This window comes from Methanoculleus sp. UBA374 (genome assembly GCA_002508705.1).
Taxonomy (GTDB): Archaea; Halobacteriota; Methanomicrobia; order Methanomicrobiales; family Methanoculleaceae; genus Methanoculleus; species Methanoculleus palmolei.
In genome coordinates, this window is the sequence record DAYL01000019.1 from 171,556 (window position 1) to 188,915 (window position 17,360).

The following is a 17,360-nucleotide window of genomic DNA, read 5'->3' on the forward strand; positions in this document are numbered from 1 at the left end:
AGATCGAGAGCAATCGATGTTCTCCCTCCGGATTGACCATCCGAAAACGTATCGGTGTTTTCCTGATTCGGCAAAGAGGATGTTAGGTTGAAAATTAGCGAAGTACTGATACCGAAACAGATTAGATATACCACCCCGAGTGATTATAAGCATATTCAATGTCCCGTTTCACTACCAACATCCTCAAACTTGCCTCCGGCAGTGTCATCGCCCAGATACTGGGGGTTCTCCTCCTCCCCATTATCTCCAGATTATACTCTCCGGGAGACTACGGTGTTTTTCAACTTTTTCTCGCCATATCGAGCGTACTTGCCGTCCTTTCCTGCCTATCCTATCAGCTCGCTATCATGCTCCCAAAAAAGGACGAAGATTCAGCCAATATCACTACCCTCTGTATCATCCTTGTTTGCGTAGTCTCCGCGATAAGCTGCGGTGTCTTCATTCTTTTATCCGGATGGGTCGGGGAAGTACTCAAAACGCCTGATCTATCTCAATATATCATATTCCTACCCGTGGTGGTCTTTTTAAACGGCCTGTACCTGGTGCTGAACTACTGGCTGTCCCGGAGGGTGCGGTTTGGGGCGGTCGCTACCGCACAGGTGGCAAACTCGGTCTCAAGCAAGGCCGTCCAGATCGGGGCCGGGATCGGCTCGGCATCACCACAGGGGTTGGTTTTTGGGTTGCTCGCCGGGTATGGGGCAGGTCTTCTCGTTATGCTCAGGGGTATCAGGGAGGATCTTGCACTCTTTAAAAATGTCAGCCCTGGCAATATAAAGCGCTTGGCCGTCAGGTACAAACGATTTCCCCTCTTTACTTCTTGGTCAACCGTGGCGAATTCGGTCTCTCTCCAGGTCGCCCCCCTAATGCTTGCTTCATTTTTCAGCCCCGCTGTTGTCGGGTTCTACGGGATGGCGCACATGGTCGTCAACATGCCTATGAGCCTCATCGGCTCTGCGACCGGGCAGGTTTTCTTCCAGAAGGCGAGTGAGGAAAAGAATCGAACCGGGAGTGTGAAGACCGTTGTGCAGGAAGTCCACCAGCGGCTTGTCTCCATCGGGATATTCCCGATCCTGATCCTTATGATCATCGGCGAGGAACTCTTCGGTCTTGTCCTCGGGGCACAGTGGAGCACGGCGGGAGGATACGCCCGTATCCTTGCGCCTTGGATATTTCTTGTCTTCATTGCATCTCCCCTCTCGACAATCTTCAGCGTGCTCGAAAAGCAAACCGTTGGGCTCGTGTTTAACCTGACGGTCTTGCTCTCTCGCATTGTTGTCCTCTATGTTGGAGGAGTCTCTGGTGATCCGGTTACCACCCTCATGCTGTTTTCGCTCACTGGGGTTGCCTTCTGGGGAGGAATGAACGCATACGTTCTCAAGATCTCCGGTATATCATATTGGATGGGTCTGAGAGACTTTCTTATGCTATCTCTGGTCGCCCTTGCGGTAGCGTTTCCGTTAGTTATCGTCAAATATTTATCACCGCCGTTGTACATACTCCTCATTGTCACCGGGATCGTGACTTGCATCTACTATGCAGTCATTGTTTTCAGAGACCCTATCTTAAAGAAGGAATTTAGGGGGATCTTACAGGGAGTCAGACTATGAAAATTGAAATGTTTTTCCATAATCGCTACTATCCGTGGACTGAAGTTAAGGCTGGCAACATTACGTACTGGCTGAAAGGAACGTTCTTTTATGAGAATGAACTCCTCCAGAGTGCCGATGTCTTTCGTCTCTTCTCTTCAGTTCTCAGAGATTCCCGATTTGACCACGATGCCCTGAAATCCCTCCTCCTTGCCCTTAACGGGAATTTTACCTTTGTAATAGAGACCTCCCAATACATCTTCTGTACGGTTGACCGTGTCAGGAGTATTCCTCTTTTCTACGCCGTGAGCCGGGATGAGGTTCTCTTTTCAGATGATGCAAACCACCTCCGAGACCGCCTGAATCCCTCCTTCAACGAAGAGAACGGTGCTGAGTTTCTGGTCACCGGGTATGTTACCGGCTCTGATACCCTCTTTGACGGGATATCGCAGCTCCAGGCAGGAGAATATCTCGTCTACGATAAAACAGAGGGGTCTCTCGCCACCCACTTCTATCACCATTTCTGGCACGAGAATTACTTTTCGGAACCTGAGGAGGACCTGTTGAACCGGCTTGACAAAACCTTTGTGCGTGTCTTCCAACGGCTTGTAGAATCTACAAAAGGCTGCCAGATCGTAGTTCCCTTGAGCGGGGGGTTGGACTCTCGTGTTATCGTTGCGATGCTGAAGCGGCTCGGCGTGAAAGATGTGATCTGTTTTACCTACGGAAAGAAGGGCAGCAGGGAGACTGAGATCAGCAGGCAGGTGGCAGAGGCACTGGGGTACAAGTGGTACTTTGTGGAGTACACTAAGGAAAAATTGTATGGCAGTTATCATTCGGATTATATGCAGCGTTACCGCGAATATGGTGGGAATCTGGTATCACTGCCTCATATCCAGGATTTTCTTGCCGTTAAGGAACTAATGGATGGGGGAAAGATACCTGAGAACGCGGTTTTTGTGCCAGGACACCAAGGGATGGTTGCCGGTAGTTTGATGCATAGCGGGATTATAGCAGGTAGCCCTGTATATGACGACTGTAGTCAACTAAATAAATATACTTTTGAAGAATTCAAGGGGAATATTGCAAAATACTATTATAACCTCTGGCATTGGCCTAATCTAACTAGAATTTCTTCTGTTCTTTATGAGAAGATTCAAACGAGTGTGGGGATAATTACTATCAATAGTTTAGAGGAATATACAAATGCTCTGGAATTTTTTGAGTTTAAGGAGCGAAAATCGAAATTCATTGTAAATTCTTTACGAGTGTACGAGTTCTTCACATGTAGATGGAGGGTTCCACTTTTAGATGCAGAATTGATCGATTTCTTCTCAAATATTGGCCTCGAACAACGAATTCGACAAAGGTTATATATACGCTACGCAAGGGATAAACTCTTTGTTGATTCTTTAACCCCGCTACTCACAATTGATTGTACAACAGATTTAAACAGTAAAAAATCTCAAACTAACCCTTTTATTTTACGATCTATTAGCAATGCATTGCTCTCATATTCAAAATTAGATCTAGGGTGGGCGTCAATTTATGAGCGACCGCTATTGCAGAGAATGAACACCCATATCAGAGGGACAGACTTGAAACCTTTTATTCGGTATCCATCGATAGAGTTAATATTAACAAATTGTAACAGATCGCATTTTGTCCCATCCTGTAACGGCTGCCTAACACTTGAATTTTTGAAAAGATGCATGAGAATGTGACATTCATGGGGTTGATTCACTTGGCGTGTATGGTCCTTGATCGAGAGTATTGGGATGACCTCATTCATGTCTTTTCTTCGTTCTCTTATACCCTTTTAAATCACACACCAAGTAAACCCTTTCTTTGCTTAAATCTGTATCAAAATATTCTTCTTTAACCTCAAATCCTAGTTTAATATTCCCTCTGTAAGAAGCTTCATTGTCCAAACTAACTCTTGAAGAAACTCCTGTTATTCTTTTCATTTGAGAAAAATGATATAATGCATTTTGTCTCGTTATAGTTCCGATCCCTTTGCCTCTATATTCCTTTTTTAATCCTATGTAACCCTCATGAATAGTCTTTTCTTTAATATCTTTCTTATTGAAATAGTATAATCCAAGTCCAATGATTTTGTTTTCTGATTTTATTATATAACAAAATTTACTCCCAGTTAAATGAAGAAGCAATTTTTTCCATTTTGAGAGTTCTTTACCATTATGCAAATCTTTGTATAAACTGAATGTTTCTTCTAGGTATTCACTTTTACATGGTTCAATAGTAAAATTTTCATATTCAATCTTTTGAAATTCAGGCATGTTTGTGCTGTATAATATATTTCGTATAATAAAAATGGTCTTTTTTATCATGGGATATCCCGCTTAAATGTCTCATCTATCACTTAATCTGTGGTTTTTCATGGCCCTTTTGATGCCAAGTGCTATGCTGGAGATGACCCTCCTTCTTGTAACAAAATAATACGGCACTAAAATTGGATTATACCCTGTAGCGTGATAACTTAGACGTTGCATATTGCCGTGCATTATATTAACTTGATGGAATCCCATCCTCTGCATTTCTTTCAGAACATTCGCAAATAAGAACTGGTTTGCTCCACTGTCTCGAAATGTAGGATCTGAAGCTGCACTCCAAGCATACGCTCGCTTGTTATCCCAGATCCAGATGCGGGATGCTAAGAAATTAGCAGACTCATCTCGCGCAACCCACATGCCGCCACATCTCTTTCTCTTAATGAGGTCAAGCATGCTCACCAAAAAATTCCCTTCAATAGGAGCATTCAGGTCTTGACGGTCAAACACTTGAGTGAGTAATTTATGATGCACCGCAGCATCATCAAGTCTCTCAATATACAAGCCCGCATCGCCTGCCTTTCTTACTTCTCTTCGGACGCTCTTTGAAAATCTCTCAGAAAAATTACCTTCTAAATTGACGTAATATGCATACGCCACATGCCCCTCCCAATCACGCCACAAAAAGGGACGAATATCCGATAGATCGGGTGAGTTGACTATAGTTATTGAAAAATAACGCTCTTTCTCGATACAGTCACAGAGCGTGTTGAGAATACCGCTTTGAACCAACTCGCTCTGGCGTAATTTTGTACTGTCAGAATTGGGGAGGAGAACCCCTCCAAACGGAGTGAGGGGGCCCCTTGATACTGCATGGGAGGCGCCCCATCTCGATCTTTTCACAAACAGTGAGCATCCCCCTACAAACTCGTCATTTTTAAAACAGCCATAGATATTGAGTTTACTTGATGAAGCATCTGCAACCACCTGCAAGTAGTCACTATTGTGAAAGATGGTTCCTTGAGGTGACCGGATGGCAAAATCATCCCACAAGTTGTACTCATGTGGCTCAAGGATTCTCGCTTCGAAGTCATTTGTTGTCATTGTATCAATCTATTGGCAATTTCTTCCCCGCTCGTCATCCACGCCCCCTTTTCCCTGCAGTATCCAAGCACCTTCTCATACAACTTCACCCGCTCCCCCTCCATGTAGGTGTTATGCCAGAGGATGGTAATGACCCCGTGGCAGCGCTCGGTTGCGTCGATGAGCCGGCGGGCGACCTCCCAGGCCTTCCCGGCGTCGAGCCGCATGTAGCGATCGAGCGTGCCATCCATGATCGCGAGAGGGATCTCCAGGATGTCGATCTCGCGACCGGCCCGGCGGTCATAGGGCTTGAAGGGATGGCACATCCCGTTCCTGAACCCGGCGCAGTCAGCGTATCCAAAGGTGGTGTCGTAGCGGAACCCGGCGCGGCTGAGGTGCTCCCAGGTCTCCGGAACCCGGAATCTGAGGTAGTGGTTCCGGTAGCCGACGACCGGCCGGCCAAGGACCGCTTCCAGTCGTTGCTTCTCGGTCGTGAGGGCTTCCGGGTCGCAGTAAGCCCGGTGGCCCCCGTGGAGCCCGACCTCCCACCCGGCGTCGGCGATCCTCCCTATCTCGCCCTCGAGCTCCCTGACATCGTAGGCATAGTCCTGATCCCCCGGGGCGAGGGAAAGGAAGTAGAAACTCGACCTGGCGCCGTACTGCTCTTCGAGGGCCATGATCTCACGAAAGTTGCAGAGGGGGAGTTTCTTCGACCGGATCTGCCTCGCGTTTGCGAGGGCCTTTGCAAAGTCTCCGTTCTTCATGGAGGAGAGGGTCGCATACCCCTTAGAGAGAGTGGAGCGGTAGACCGTATCGATGTCATGAGTGAGGCAGACGGCGAACGGCTGGCCGTCGGGGTACTCGGGGCGGTAGCCCTGCTCTGCGAGGTACTGCGAGGCTCGGGGCTCAAAAGGCTCGCGGTAGCCGCTCATATAGTGAGGGAACCGGTCGTAGCCGTCCCTGAATGTCTCGTCGTACTCCTCTGCGCAGGTGAAGAGGTGCCAGATCTCTGGATCTCGCTGGAGAATGTCGTACATCTGCATGACTGTATTATAGAACTGTTTGTGTCGTCGGTTTAAGTTCATGTCTATTCTTATCACCCTGCCCCGCTCTACACATCCTGGTCCACCACGTTCCGCCCGTCGACGACCGCCGGCCGCTCGCACCCGCACAACCACTTCACCTCTGCGGACACCAGCCCCCGGTACTCCTTATGCCCGGCAAAGACCCCCCGCGTCCACACCCGGGAGCACATCCTCGAGGTCCCGCAAGAGCCCGGGCGGTGCATCCGGCGACGTAAGATCTGGGTCCATCTGGGTCCGTGTACCGCGACCTGCGCGCCTTTAAATTGCGTCATTTCGTAGAACGGCTCCTCCGGAGTGTTCCGCGCGTCGTCGGAGTCGTTGTTGAAGGTCCCGGCCGGGGAACGCGATCCGCGCGCCCGCGAGGGTTTTCCCCGCCTGCGCCGACTCCGTCAGGTGGAGCATGTGCCCGGGCATGAAGTCGTTGACGGCGCGGGTGTAGAGGGACTCCCGGCCGGCCGGGGCACGGGCGGGATGGCTGCCTGGTGGAAGATGCCGTCCGCACCCGGGAAGGAGTCGCAACTCGCACCTCCGGTGCTCGAACTCCGTTCCCATGGAACGTCGTTCCTGCCGGTGCTCCCGCTCCTGCCCTTCGGCCAGTCGTGTCTCCATCAGGAGGTCGAGATCGGTGATGCTCCCCTCGAGGAATGTCACCCAGGGTGGTCGAGGAGGTGGTCGAGGAGGTGGTCGAGGAGGTGCTCGATGTTCTCCCGTCGCCCGGTGGCGAGGTTGTCGATGATGACGACGTCGTGGTGCTGTGTCAGCGTGTCTGCAAGGTTCGAGCCGATGAAGCCGGCCCCGCCGGTGACGATGTAGCGCATGAAGAATCTATGCTGGGGGGCGGTTTAGGGTCTTCTGAATTGAACCAGGATATCCGTCTACCCGGGGTACCGGCCGGGGAGGACGCCTGCTCCTCCCCCCGCCCGGCCCCCTCACCAGCACCGCCACCACCCCGCCGACCCCGGCGCTCACCCTCGATAACCTCCTCTCCTCGCCGGCCTTCTCCGCGCGCCAGCCCTCCAGCGCCCGGATCCGGGCCTCAAACTCCTCGTCCTGCGCCTCCATTCTCTGCAGCGCCTTACAGATCCACTTCACGTCCCGGTTCGTCTCGTAAGACCGAGCTCCTGGGTGGTCTTCTCCTCGGTCATCTTAGTAACCCTCCTGGAGGACAATAGGAGGTCGAAGAGAAAAAGGCTGACCGTAAGGGTTATATTGAAGAATCCGGGGCGCGAAAAATGTCTGTCCTGCCGCTACTCATCCGGTCACCGGCGAGGATTGTCGCCGGGAGCAGCATGCCTATCCAGTGGATTGCCGCAGGGAGTCTCCTGTCCAGATGAGTGTAAAGCGTTGCGTCACCATCTCCCCGCGACCGGCCACCTAGGGAAAAGCGTTATCCTGATCGGCGGGTAACAGAAATATGGTGCGGCATGCTTACGGCTGAGAGCATCATCGGAGCGCTGGCGGAACACCGGGAACGGATCAGGAGCCTTGGCGTCCGGCGGATCGGGGTCTTTGGTTCCTTCGTCCGGGGTGAAGAGCACGAGGAGAGCGATATCGATATTCTCATCGAGTTTGAGGAGGGGGGACGTTCTTTCGACACGTATATGGATCTCAAGTTCTTCCTCGAAGATCTCTTCAGGAGAAGGGTCGACCTCGTCGACCGCGATACTATCAAGCCGGCTTTAAGACCCCACATCCTCCGGAGCGTCCGGTATGCCCCGGGAATATAACCTCTACCTCCGTGATATCCTTGAGGCAATCAAGAGGATTGAGCAATATACACAGGGAATGGACTACGAAGCGTTCATGGAGAACCATCTTGTACAGGATGGAGTGATCCGGAACCTCATGGTCATCGGTGAGGCCACGAAGCTCATCCCCGAGCCGCTCAAATGCGAGCATACCAGTATCCCCTGGAGAAAGATTGCGGGGATGCGGGACATCCTGATTCACGCCTACTTCGGGGTCCATAACGAGATCGTGTGGGATGTCGTCCGGAACAAAATCCCGGAACTGCAGGTTGCCGTCAGGCAGATGCTCGATAAGGAACCTACCCGATAGGGATCACTTTTCCCGCTTCATCCGGAGAACGATCCGGGACGAGATCCCTGATCATCTGCATAATTTCTTGTTGAGGATACTCATGACCGGCAAGCAGACGTCAGGGAGAGCATCAGGGTGCTCACTGAAAAGCTCGATCTTCTCCTCAATGAGAGGGAGAGCATGGCGATGATGAAACTCTCCGGGCGGTCGCTCTCCGCTTTTCTCTCCGAGGAGCCCGACCTCTATACCATCAGGGATGCCGGGGCTGCATAGCGATGAAAGGAAAGATTGTTCTGATACCGTTTCCTCCTCCCCATCTCACCGCAACAAACCTGCGCCCGGCACTTGTCCTCCATGAGGGTGACCGCGATGTGGTCCTCGCCTTCATCTCGTCAAAAATCCATGTGGGAGCGGGTCCGGCAGGGATTATGGTAACCACTTCACACGTAGGCTTTTCAAGAAGCGGTCTCAAAGTCGATTCAGTTATCCGGGCGAAGGTCGGCCTTTCAGACCTTCACTCACCAACGGCACCCTTGATTCTGCAAGGAGATCCGCTACAAACGATCTCTGTTTGCGTACACCGGCTTCCATCTCAGCCTCCATAAGATGATAACGGCGATCTCCTGCCATGCCGCCTCGCACGTTAAACTGTCAGACTGAAAAAGGAGGTAGTATTCCTGTAGTGCGTGCTGGTTCTTATCGTTCCAGCCGATCCCCCTGTACGCAAACCCCGCGTTGATCCACACATCCGGATCCACAACATTCCGCCCGTCGACGATCGCCGGGTGTTGGCACCCGCACAACCGCCGCACCTCTTCAGGCACCAACCCCCGGTACTCCTTGTGGCGTCCGCGCCCGCGAGAGCTCCGGCGGGACGTCCGGCGACGTCGCCGGGTCCACCCAGGGGTCGTGCATCATGCCCGCCGCGAGCGCCGCCTCATAGATCGGTTTCGTCGGCGTGTTCCACGCGTCGTCGGAGCCGTTTGACGAAGGCCCGGCCGGGGAGCGCCAACTTCGTCAGGTGCAGCATGTGCGCCAGCATGAAGTCGCTGATGGCGCGGGCGAGGGTGTAGAGCGACTCCTGGCTGGGGCACGGACGGGATGGCCGCTTGGTGGAAGATGCCGTCCGCACCCGGGAAGGAGTCACAACTCGCACCTCCGGTGCTCCAACTCTGTTCCTCGCACCTAACGGTGCTCACGCTCACTGTGTTCGCGCCTCGAAGCCTGATGTCTTCTCAAACTCCTGTCCTGCGGACAGTCGTTCCTAGGAGGAGCGTCGTTCCTGACGGTGCTCCCGCTCCTGTCGGAACATCGCGACTCCAACGCCATCTTCACCTGTACGACCATCCGGACCTCGTCCAGAGAGGACGACGCGATCCATGATGCGGTCGACCTGGGCCGACGCCGTCCCCGCACCGGAGTGAAAGGAAGTCTCTTACCCCCGCTCTTTTTTTCCCGTGCCGGGAGCTTGGCAACCGGGGCGGCCCCCCTTACCTGTGGGGACGTTTTGTTTTACCGGGCAGTGGTGGATGTTCCCGAAGAGGAGGAGATCGGAGCGGGAAAAGTATCATCTGCCTGGAGCACCTACATCTGCATATCCTGGAGTGTGTGGCATGGGAGTGCAATACATCTGTGATGCAGAAGGAAGAAAGACTGGCGTTATCGTGCCAATCGACCTCTGGGACAGCCTGAATGCCGAAAAACCTGCCGACAAACGGGTTGGGGTTCCGGATCCCGAAAAATATCGGGGAATATACAGAGACTTAAACATCGATCTGAAGGCTGAAATTCGAAACCTGCGGGATGAATGGAACCGTATATGAGCCGATATCTGCTCGATACGAACATTCTCGTCACGATATTCACCCGGAACCCCAGTTCGGCAGGTCCCGGCCCGGGAAAGAATGAGTAACTCTCCTGAGTGTCCGGTATGGCCCCGTCTTCCTGGAGGAGGTCTCTTTGGAAAAACAGCAATAGGATGGCCTTCGGTCTCTCGGCAGCTCTGGTGATAGGATCCGGCTGATATCACCTAGGAGCGTACTGTAGGGTTGTCTGCCCATATCTCCGGGAAGTAAGGAGATACCCATGGCAGACTTCGTGCAGAAGACCGTGAACAAGACGGCAATCCGGGACCTCGCCGTCCCGATCGCCGACGTAACGTCGTTTAACAACCTCATCGAGACCGTCATCGACGACAACCCCTTCGGGTGTGTCGGGTATACCGGCCCCGGCGGTCAGCCTGTCGCCGCCGTCGTCCGGAACCGCGAGCACTACACCGCGAAGGTGGACTTCATCAACGAGGAGACCGCGAAAAGGGTCGGGAGCGTCTCCCTGCAGTCCCCCTCGATCGCCGCCTTCAATGCGAACGCCGCGGAGGCTCTCGCCAACGCGACCCTCGCGGCCGCGATGGGCGGAGTGGCCGAGCGCAACAACGCCCGCGAGACCTACTACGCTCAACTCAAGTGCCACGACCCGTCGGGTGATTCGAAGCCTTCGGCTTCTCACGCTCTGGTTCAAACGAGCCCTCGTGAGTCGAAGCCCTTCGGCCTTCTCCTGCTCCTGCCGCTCGCTGCGCTCTCGTCAGTCGCGACTCCTACGTCACCTTCACCAGGAAGACCGTCCGGGACTCGCCTTCCTCCTCCGGCCTGTCCTACGGGGCGGGAGCGCCCTCTCCGCCGTCCTCCGTGGTCTGCTGGGGGCCGGGAGGGCCACCGCCGCCCGCCGGCTCTTCTGGGAAGTCAGGGAGGAGATCCAAAGGGTCGTCCCGGTCTATGTCAACTGCTGGCACGACCACACCCCGCTCACCGTCTACCGGAGTATTTTTGCGCAGGTCTGCGGCTACGCTCCGCCGCTGGCCGGTAGATATCTCGACGATATCAAACAGAGGGTCGCCGCTCGGCAACCCGCGGGGGAAAAGCGTTATCCCGACCGACGGGTAACAGGAGTATGGTGCAGCATGCTTACGGCTGAGAGCATCCTCGGAGCGCTGGCGGAACACCGGGAGCAGATCCGGAACCTCGGCATCCGGCGGATCGGGATCTTCGGTTCCTTCGCCCGGGGGGAAGAGCATGAGGAGAGCGATATCGATATCCTCATCGAGTTTGAGGAGGGCGGGCGTTCCTTTGATGCGTATATGGACCTCAAGTTCTTCCTCGAAGATCTCTTCAGGAGGAGAGTCGACCTTGTCGATCGCGATACCGTCAAGCCGGCTCTCGCGCCGTATATCCTCCGGAGTATCCGGTATGCCCCGGGAGTATAACCTCTATCTCCGTGATATTCTCGAGGCTATCGAGAGGATTGAGCAGTATACACGAGGGATGAACTATGAAGCGTTCACGGAGAACAACCTCGTGCAAGATGGGGTGATCCGGAACCTCATGGTCATCGGCGAGGCCGCGAAGCTCATCCCCGAGCCGCTCAAAGGTGAGTATAACGGCGTCCCCTGGAGAAAGATCATGGGGATGCGGGACATCCTGATTCACGCATACTTCGGTATCCATGACGAGATCGTGTGGGACGTCGTCCGGAACAAGCTCCCGGACCTGCAGGTTGCGGTCAGGCAGATGCTTGATAAGGAACCTATTCGATAACTTCTCGCCTGTGAGGATACCCATGACCGATATCGAGACGGACAGCAGGGAGATCGAGGGGAGCAACCGACCCTCGATGAGCGGGGGGCTGTGGCGATGATGACTCTTTCTGAGCGGCCATCCTCTACCATTCTCTCCGGGGAGCCCGGCCTCTATGCCATCGGAGATGCCGGGGCCGTGTGTCGGTGAAAGAACCGCGCCCAGCATTCACCTGCCGCAAACCGATCTCTGTTTCCCACCTTCCATAGTATCGTCTCTAGAGGGGACGTTGGGCCGATCTCCCGCCCCTCTGCACGTTACAGGCAGGGAAAAAAGATATTATTCCCGCAACGCGTGACGGTTCTTGTCGCCCCTGCCGATCCCCTGATACACAAACCCCGCACCGATCCACACATCAGGGTCCACGACATTCCGCCCATCGACGATCGCCGGCCGCTCACACCCGCACAACCGCCGGACCCCAGCGGGCACCAGCCCCCGGTACTCCTTGTGCCCGGCAAAGACCACCACCGCGTCCGCGCCGGCAAGCACCCCCGCAAGGTCCCGCGAGAGCCCCGGCGGTACGTCCGGCGATGTCGCCGGGTCGACCCAGGGGTCGTGCACCCGGACGAGCGCGCCCGCGGCGAGCGCCGCATCACGGAACGGCTCCGCCGGCGTGTTCCGGGCGTCGTCGGAGTCGTTGATGAACGCCCAGCCGAGCAGCGCAATCTTCGAACCCGCGAGCGTCTTCCCGGCCTGTGCCAGCGCCGACTTCGTCAAATGCAACATATGTTCGGGCATGAAGTCGTTGATCCCGCGGGCGAGAGTGTAGAGGGACTCACGGCCGGCCGGAAAGTCGAGTTCTCCCCCGAGCACCTGCACCCCCCGCTCCAGGTGGTAGGTGTCCTTCGTCAGGCAGTGGCCGCCGACCCCGGCCCCCGGCCAGAGGATCGCCCGGGTGATCCCCTCGCCCTTGAGCGACGCCACCCCGGCCCGGACGTCGTAGACGTTGATCTCCATCGCCTCGCAGTAGAGGGCGAGCTGGTTCACGGCCGCGATCTGGAGGTCGCGGAAGGTGTTCTCGGCGGTCTTCGTCACCTCGGCCGCGGTCGCGGTCATCGGGATGACCCTCCCGGTCGTGAGGACCGGCGCGTAGAGTTCCACGGCACGTGCCGTCGAGACCCCATCGATCCCGCCGACGACCCGGTCGTGCTCCCGGATGTTCCTGAGCAGCCGCCCGACCATCACCCGCTCGGGGGCATGCGCCAGTGCAAAATCCTCCCCAGCGACGAGTCCGGACTCGCCTTCGAGGATCTCGCGGGCCATCCCGGCGGTCGTCCCGGGGGTGATCGTCGACTCGAGGACCACCAGCGTCCCCGGCGTCAGGTGCCGCCCGACGTTCCGCAGCCCCTCGATCAGGGGGGTGCGGTCGGGCAGGAGGTCCTTCTTGTCGAGAAACGGCGTCTGGATCGCGAGCGTCACCGCGTCGCTCCGCGGTGCAGGAGGGCCTCCTCTCCTCCCCTGCTTTCTCCGCCCGAGAGCCGCTCCAGCGCCCGGATCCAGGCCTCAAATTCTTCATCCTGCGCCCCCATTCTCTGCAGCGCCCGGCAGATCCACTCCACGTCCCGGTTCGTCTCGCAAGACCGAGTTCCCGGGTGGTCTTCTCCCCGGTCATCTTGGTAACCTTCCTGGAGGACAGTAGGACGGGGAAGAGAAAAAGGCTGACCGTAAGGACTATATGCAGGAATCTTGGTAGAAAAAAGCGCTTGTCCGGCCGCAGAGTATTGCCGCCGGTCCAGAAGTTACTGTACCTGTTCCGGCGGACCTGCCGGCCTCACCCCGTGAGTTCAACCTCGCCTGCCGCGAGAGGCCGACAGCAGAGCCTGCCGCTGTGGACATCCTTCATCACGGCATCGATCTTCCGGGAGACCTCCGCGCTGTAGTATGCTTCGCCGCAACGGTCGCAGATGTAGGCCGGGACATCCCGGATGACGATGATCTCATCCCCGACCCGTGCAATGAATTCGGTCTTTCCTTCCTGCAGGGTCCCTTTACAGAATGTGCATCTCTCTGGAATCATTCTTTCTTCCTCCTCGTTCGCATATCGATCCAGTGTTCGTCATCCGGCACGTAGGCGGTGATGACCCGGAGATGATCATCGCAGATCCCGAGTACTACATGATACGCGTGGTCACGTATAAAGCCGAGCATGAGCAACGAGGGGCAGGGCTCATCGTCGGAATACGCTTCGACGATCTCACCGACCCTGATCGCCGCAAGGAGATCATCGGTGGAAATGTTGCGCTCAAACATCCTGACCCGGGCATGGTGCGAGATGATGACTGAATCCCGGTCTACTAACTCGATGATCTCATCTTTGCTGCGATTCACGTCTCGCTCCTTCCTTTGAGAATCACTTCTATCTCCCGCACCTAAAAGCATTTCTAACCGGTAGCCGGTTACGGGGAATGTCTCCGTGGTGAAGATCTATTTCCGGCGCTTTTTTCGTATAATCTCCCCTATGCCATCCCCGGTAAAGTCAGACTGATATCCTCTCCCGTCCACCCTATAGTTGTCTGTCATATTCCCGGGAGCATGCAGGCCACGGAAGACGCTTCGCGTCTCCCTATCAAGCACAACCCGGAGCGTTGTGCCGTGAGGAGTGAAAAACCCATGGGCAGACTTCGTGCAGAAGACCGTGAACAAGACGGCGATCCGGGACCTCACCGTCCCGATCGCCGACGTAACGTCGTTTAACAACCTCATCGAGACCGTCATCGACGACAACCCCTTCGGGTGTGTCGGGTATACCGGCCCCGGCGGTCAGCCTGTCGCCGCCGTCGTCCGGAACCGCGAGCACTACACCGCGAAGGTGGACTTCATCGACGAGGATACCGCGAAAAGGGTCGGGACCGTCTCCCTGCAGTCCCCCTCGATCGCCGCCTTCAACGCGAACGCCGCGGAGGCGATGGAGAACGCGGCCCTCGCTACTGCGATGGGCGGGGAGGCCGAGCGCAACAACGCCCGCGAGACCTACTACGCTCAGCTCAAGTGCCACGACCCGTCGGGTGATTCGAAGCCTTCGGCTTCTCACGCTCTGGTTCAAACGAGCCCTCGCGAGTCGAAGCCCTTCGGTCTTTTCCTGCTCCTGCCGCTCGTAATCGCACCTTGCGGTGCTCATGCTCCGGCCCTTCGCACTCCACTCCCGCCAGTCGCGACTTCTACGTCACCTTCACCCACACCACCGTCCAGATCTCGTCCTACTAGGACGACGCTGTCCGGACCGCGGTGCGAGCGCCTTCGACGGACGCGGTTCCCGCACAGGCGTGAGAGGGGGACGGAGGTCTCCCACGCAACTTTTCTCAGTGCTGGGGCATAGATCGCCCCGGCAAACGACTCCTCTTCAGACAGAGATATGTAGATTGAAGCACCAGAGGATCATATACCCCAGAGGTGAGGCTTCCATGACCCAAGTAAAAGAGGAGATCATCAACGAGTTGAACGACCTCTCACCCCGGACATACGGTGAAGTGCTTGATTTCATTCGGTTCCTCAAATCCCAACGCCGGAAGGCCGCCCCCGACACCGCCCTCGCGAGCGAACCCGCGCTCCGGAAAGACTGGCTCCAGCCCGAGGAGGAAGAGGCGTGGAGCGATTTGTAAAGGGCGACGTTGTCGTTGTACCATTTCCCTTCTCAGATCTCTCAACAGTGAAACGGCGCCCGGCTCTAGTCATTGCGACACCCGGCGGGGATGACGTCATCCTCTGCCAGATCACGAGCCGCCAGATCCGGGATCGTTACTCTATTGGCATCGCCGATGTGGACTTTGTGGAGGGAACGCTCCACAAACCGAGCAATGTCCGGCCTAACCGGCTCTTCTCTGCCAGTACCAACCTGATCCTCTACCGGGCCGGCCGTCTCAACAACCGAGCCGTTACATCGGTCATCGATCGGATCATCGAGATCCTGCAGGCGGCGTAACCTCCTGCTCCGGTTTTCTACCCGGATCTGAAGCTCTTCTCATTAGTATCTAGCTGCTCCCCTGTGCCACCCCAGTTTGCAGCCTTCGCCCCTTCATTTTCAGCCCGTGCACGGCCCTCCTTTAATATCCCATCTTCTCCAGCCGCTACTGGTACATCTTCTGCAGAGGGGATCAACGTCCACCGGGCCCAGAACTCCCCACTACATCTTCAGCGTCGAGCGGGGCCGGCCATGACCCCGGAGCCGGGGTGTCCCCGTAGACCGAGGAAGAAAAAGCCGCAACCACGGCGGGCACTCCGCAGCTTTTCGCCGCCACGAGGACGTCGAGCGTGCCGGTCACGTTCGCCTCGTTCGAGGCGAGCGGGTCCTTCACCGACCGGGGCACGGAGGGATGGCCTCATGGTGGAGGATGCCGTCCGTGCCCCGGTGCTCGAACTCCGTTCGCACCTGACGGTGCTCATGCTCCGGCCCTTTGGCCCGTCGCATTCCGCTGGAGTGTCGTTCCTGCCGGTGCTCCCGCTCCGGCCTCGCACCTGGCGGTGCTCAAGCTCCGTTCCTTCGGAACATCGCACCCTTTGGCCCGTCGTGTCTTACAAATCCACTTCACGTCCCGGTTCGTCTCGTAAGACCGAGCTCCCGGGTGGTCTTTTCCCCGGCCGTCCTGGTAACCCTCCCGGAGGGCAATCTGACGAGGGGCCCAAAACGCCTGACCGTAAAGGTTATAATTAGAAATTCCGACGGAAACCGCTTGCCCTGCCGCGGCTGCCCCCGTCTTCAGGAGAGGCGGAGCTGATCGCCCACGCTCCCCGGCGAGCCGCCTCATCCTTCAAAAGACTGATACGGGGTGAGCGTCATATTACCCAGCATACAGATACGGTCGGGCGAAATGGCAGGACGTACATTAACCAGGACAGCACGGGAGATCATCGTCGCGATACTCACCCGGAACGATGCCGAATGGATCGCGATCTTCGGCTCGTATGCACGGGGAAATGCTGGCCCGGCAAGCGATATCGATATCCTGGTCCGGTTCGCCCGTAAAAAAAGCCTCTTTTCGCTTGTTCGCATCGAGGACGAACTCGCCCGGGCTCTCCGCATGAAGGTGGACCTCGTCACCGAGAACGCCGTGAGCCCCTACCTCGCCGATGCAATATACCGTGATGCCGTGGTGATCTATGACGCCGGAAGACCTCGCATATCTCCATCATATCCTTGATGCTATCATAAGCATTGAGGAGTTCTCCGAAGGCATCTCGTCGGTGGAAGACCTCAGGGGCCGGCGACTGCAACGTGCCGGGATCGAGCGTATGCTGACCATTATCGGCGAGGCGGCAAAGATGGTCTCGCCGGAGTTACGTGAAGGTCACCCTGAGATTCCCTGGAGGGAGGCGGCGAGGATGCGGATCGTCCATCATTACTTCGGTGTGGATTACGAAGCCGTATTCCTGACCGTACACGATGATCTCCCGGTTTTCAAGCAGGGGATCCGGTTAATTCTTGATGAGGCCGGGCGTGGCAAAGCCGGCGGAGAAGCAAAAGTAACCAACCGTAAGGGGTTCCCGGACGATCGCGTATAGCAAGATCGGTGCTGGTCAGAAGTTTATACCCCAAGGTACCTTCTCGACCCTCTGGAAAACACCCTCCTGAATGCGGGGCCTGCTGCTTGTGTTCTGCACAATGTCCCAAAATCCTCGTCGGGGCCCGCTCTGCCATTCCCGATAAAA

The 17,360-nt window shown here is 56.0% G+C and carries 26 protein-coding genes and 1 pseudogene; 14 read left to right on the forward strand and 13 right to left on the reverse strand.

The features are described 5' to 3' along the window. Nucleotides 1-158: 158 nt before the first annotated feature. A complete protein-coding gene (locus tag BRA42_RS06550) occupies nt 159-1,607 on the forward strand; it encodes a lipopolysaccharide biosynthesis protein (RefSeq protein WP_342771253.1) in 1,449 nt (482 codons plus the stop codon). After that, entirely contained in the window at nt 1,604-3,310 is a 1,707-nt protein-coding gene (locus BRA42_RS06555; protein ID WP_342771254.1) for an asparagine synthase-related protein, read from the forward strand. Before BRA42_RS06550 ends, BRA42_RS06555 begins: the two co-directional genes overlap by 4 nt. 60 nt (nt 3,311-3,370) lie before the next feature. On the opposite strand, the gene BRA42_RS06560 is transcribed toward BRA42_RS06555, so the two are convergent. The 7 genes from BRA42_RS06560 to BRA42_RS06590 all read right to left on the reverse strand — a co-directional run bounded on the left by BRA42_RS06560 (nt 3,371) and on the right by BRA42_RS06590 (nt 7,137). After that, nucleotides 3,371-3,886, reverse strand: a complete 516-nt coding sequence (locus BRA42_RS06560) for a GNAT family N-acetyltransferase (RefSeq protein WP_342771255.1) — start codon at nt 3,884-3,886, stop codon at nt 3,371-3,373. A 72-nt stretch (nt 3,887-3,958) separates the two neighbouring features. After that, a complete protein-coding gene (locus BRA42_RS06565) occupies nt 3,959-4,981 on the reverse strand; it encodes a GNAT family N-acetyltransferase (RefSeq protein WP_342771256.1) in 1,023 nt (340 codons plus the stop codon). Beyond that, the gene (locus BRA42_RS06570) at nt 4,978-6,045 is read right to left on the reverse strand and encodes a polysaccharide deacetylase family protein (protein ID WP_342772107.1); all 1,068 of its coding nucleotides are present in this window, start codon (nt 6,043-6,045) and stop codon (nt 4,978-4,980) included. Before BRA42_RS06570 ends, BRA42_RS06565 begins: the two co-directional genes overlap by 4 nt. A 26-nt stretch (nt 6,046-6,071) precedes the next feature. Continuing rightward, nucleotides 6,072-6,203 (reverse strand): hypothetical protein, encoded by a 132-nt coding sequence (locus tag BRA42_RS06575; protein WP_342686241.1) that lies wholly within the window; start codon nt 6,201-6,203, stop codon nt 6,072-6,074. 100 nt (nt 6,204-6,303) lie between these two features. Continuing rightward, nucleotides 6,304-6,696: a hypothetical protein gene (locus BRA42_RS06580; protein WP_342771258.1), complete on the reverse strand. Its 393-nt coding sequence runs from the start codon at nt 6,694-6,696 to the stop codon at nt 6,304-6,306. Beyond that, nucleotides 6,693-6,863 carry an NAD-dependent epimerase/dehydratase family protein gene (locus BRA42_RS06585; RefSeq protein ID WP_342771259.1) on the reverse strand — a complete coding sequence of 57 codons (171 nt, stop codon included), beginning with the start codon at nt 6,861-6,863 and terminating at the stop codon, nt 6,693-6,695. Before BRA42_RS06585 ends, BRA42_RS06580 begins: the two co-directional genes overlap by 4 nt. A gap of 7 nt (nt 6,864-6,870) precedes the next feature. Beyond that, a complete protein-coding gene (locus BRA42_RS06590) occupies nt 6,871-7,137 on the reverse strand; it encodes a hypothetical protein (RefSeq protein WP_342686239.1) in 267 nt (88 codons plus the stop codon). A 332-nt stretch (nt 7,138-7,469) separates the two neighbouring features. On the opposite strand from BRA42_RS06590, the gene BRA42_RS06595 reads away from it, so the two are divergent. The 3 genes from BRA42_RS06595 to BRA42_RS06605 all read left to right on the forward strand — a co-directional run bounded on the left by BRA42_RS06595 (nt 7,470) and on the right by BRA42_RS06605 (nt 8,358). Then, nucleotides 7,470-7,772, forward strand: coding sequence for a nucleotidyltransferase family protein (locus BRA42_RS06595; RefSeq protein ID WP_292410840.1), 303 nt, complete (start codon nt 7,470-7,472; stop codon nt 7,770-7,772). Then, on the forward strand, nt 7,756-8,103 hold the full coding sequence (locus BRA42_RS06600) for a DUF86 domain-containing protein (protein ID WP_292410839.1): 348 nt from the start codon (nt 7,756-7,758) through the stop codon (nt 8,101-8,103). Before BRA42_RS06595 ends, BRA42_RS06600 begins: the two co-directional genes overlap by 17 nt. Before the next feature lie 117 nt (nt 8,104-8,220). Next, complete coding sequence (locus tag BRA42_RS06605) at nt 8,221-8,358, forward strand: hypothetical protein (RefSeq protein ID WP_292410838.1); 138 nt, start codon at nt 8,221-8,223, stop codon at nt 8,356-8,358. Between the two features lie 664 nt (nt 8,359-9,022). Here the strand turns inward: BRA42_RS06605 and BRA42_RS06610 are convergent. Further along, nucleotides 9,023-9,241, reverse strand: coding sequence for a hypothetical protein (locus BRA42_RS06610; protein WP_292410837.1), 219 nt, complete (start codon nt 9,239-9,241; stop codon nt 9,023-9,025). Nucleotides 9,242-9,698: 457 nt separating this feature from the next. Here BRA42_RS06610 and BRA42_RS06615 point away from each other — a divergent pair, with 457 nt between their 5' ends. The 4 genes from BRA42_RS06615 to BRA42_RS06630 all read left to right on the forward strand — a co-directional run bounded on the left by BRA42_RS06615 (nt 9,699) and on the right by BRA42_RS06630 (nt 11,675). Continuing rightward, on the forward strand, nt 9,699-9,908 hold the full coding sequence (locus BRA42_RS06615; protein WP_342686238.1) for a hypothetical protein: 210 nt from the start codon (nt 9,699-9,701) through the stop codon (nt 9,906-9,908). A gap of 262 nt (nt 9,909-10,170) precedes the next feature. Beyond that, a complete protein-coding gene (locus BRA42_RS06620; RefSeq protein ID WP_292410835.1) occupies nt 10,171-10,947 on the forward strand; it encodes a hypothetical protein in 777 nt (258 codons plus the stop codon). Between the two features lie 94 nt (nt 10,948-11,041). After that, on the forward strand, nt 11,042-11,344 hold the full coding sequence (locus tag BRA42_RS06625; RefSeq protein WP_292410834.1) for a nucleotidyltransferase family protein: 303 nt from the start codon (nt 11,042-11,044) through the stop codon (nt 11,342-11,344). Then, on the forward strand, nt 11,328-11,675 hold the full coding sequence (locus tag BRA42_RS06630) for a DUF86 domain-containing protein (RefSeq protein ID WP_292410833.1): 348 nt from the start codon (nt 11,328-11,330) through the stop codon (nt 11,673-11,675). Before BRA42_RS06625 ends, BRA42_RS06630 begins: the two co-directional genes overlap by 17 nt. Nucleotides 11,676-11,993: 318 nt before the next feature. Here BRA42_RS06630 and BRA42_RS06635 read toward each other — a convergent pair. From BRA42_RS06635 to BRA42_RS06650, 4 genes and pseudogenes are all read right to left on the reverse strand, one after another. Beyond that, nucleotides 11,994-13,142: pseudogene (locus BRA42_RS06635) on the reverse strand (nucleotide sugar dehydrogenase); the annotation flags it as partial. Further along, nucleotides 13,133-13,276, reverse strand: a complete 144-nt coding sequence (locus BRA42_RS06640) for a hypothetical protein (protein WP_292410832.1) — start codon at nt 13,274-13,276, stop codon at nt 13,133-13,135. The gene BRA42_RS06640 and the pseudogene BRA42_RS06635, both read right to left, overlap by 10 nt. 212 nt (nt 13,277-13,488) lie before the next feature. Beyond that, nucleotides 13,489-13,734, reverse strand: a complete 246-nt coding sequence (locus BRA42_RS06645; RefSeq protein WP_292410831.1) for a type II toxin-antitoxin system MqsA family antitoxin — start codon at nt 13,732-13,734, stop codon at nt 13,489-13,491. After that, a complete protein-coding gene (locus BRA42_RS06650) occupies nt 13,731-14,045 on the reverse strand; it encodes a DUF4258 domain-containing protein (protein ID WP_292410830.1) in 315 nt (104 codons plus the stop codon). The genes BRA42_RS06645 and BRA42_RS06650 overlap by 4 nt, the downstream gene beginning before the upstream one ends. Nucleotides 14,046-14,316: 271 nt before the next feature. Here BRA42_RS06650 and BRA42_RS06655 point away from each other — a divergent pair, with 271 nt between their 5' ends. The 3 genes from BRA42_RS06655 to BRA42_RS06665 all read left to right on the forward strand — a co-directional run bounded on the left by BRA42_RS06655 (nt 14,317) and on the right by BRA42_RS06665 (nt 15,636). Beyond that, nucleotides 14,317-15,033: a hypothetical protein gene (locus BRA42_RS06655; protein WP_342771262.1), complete on the forward strand. Its 717-nt coding sequence runs from the start codon at nt 14,317-14,319 to the stop codon at nt 15,031-15,033. An 85-nt stretch (nt 15,034-15,118) separates the two neighbouring features. After that, a complete protein-coding gene (locus BRA42_RS06660) occupies nt 15,119-15,316 on the forward strand; it encodes a hypothetical protein (RefSeq protein ID WP_292408071.1) in 198 nt (65 codons plus the stop codon). After that, the gene (locus BRA42_RS06665) at nt 15,301-15,636 is read left to right on the forward strand and encodes a type II toxin-antitoxin system PemK/MazF family toxin (RefSeq protein ID WP_292408068.1); all 336 of its coding nucleotides are present in this window, start codon (nt 15,301-15,303) and stop codon (nt 15,634-15,636) included. The genes BRA42_RS06660 and BRA42_RS06665 overlap by 16 nt, the downstream gene beginning before the upstream one ends. Before the next feature lie 172 nt (nt 15,637-15,808). Here the strand turns inward: BRA42_RS06665 and BRA42_RS06670 are convergent, their stop codons facing one another. Then, nucleotides 15,809-16,021 carry an NAD-dependent epimerase/dehydratase family protein gene (locus tag BRA42_RS06670; RefSeq protein WP_342686236.1) on the reverse strand — a complete coding sequence of 71 codons (213 nt, stop codon included), beginning with the start codon at nt 16,019-16,021 and terminating at the stop codon, nt 15,809-15,811. Between the two features lie 501 nt (nt 16,022-16,522). Here BRA42_RS06670 and mntA point away from each other — a divergent pair. Beyond that, nucleotides 16,523-16,852 (forward strand): type VII toxin-antitoxin system MntA family adenylyltransferase antitoxin, encoded by a 330-nt coding sequence (gene mntA, locus BRA42_RS06675; protein ID WP_292408066.1) that lies wholly within the window; start codon nt 16,523-16,525, stop codon nt 16,850-16,852. Beyond that, nucleotides 16,812-17,213: a DUF86 domain-containing protein gene (locus BRA42_RS06680; protein WP_342771263.1), complete on the forward strand. Its 402-nt coding sequence runs from the start codon at nt 16,812-16,814 to the stop codon at nt 17,211-17,213. Before mntA ends, BRA42_RS06680 begins: the two co-directional genes overlap by 41 nt. Nucleotides 17,214-17,360 lie beyond the last annotated feature (147 nt).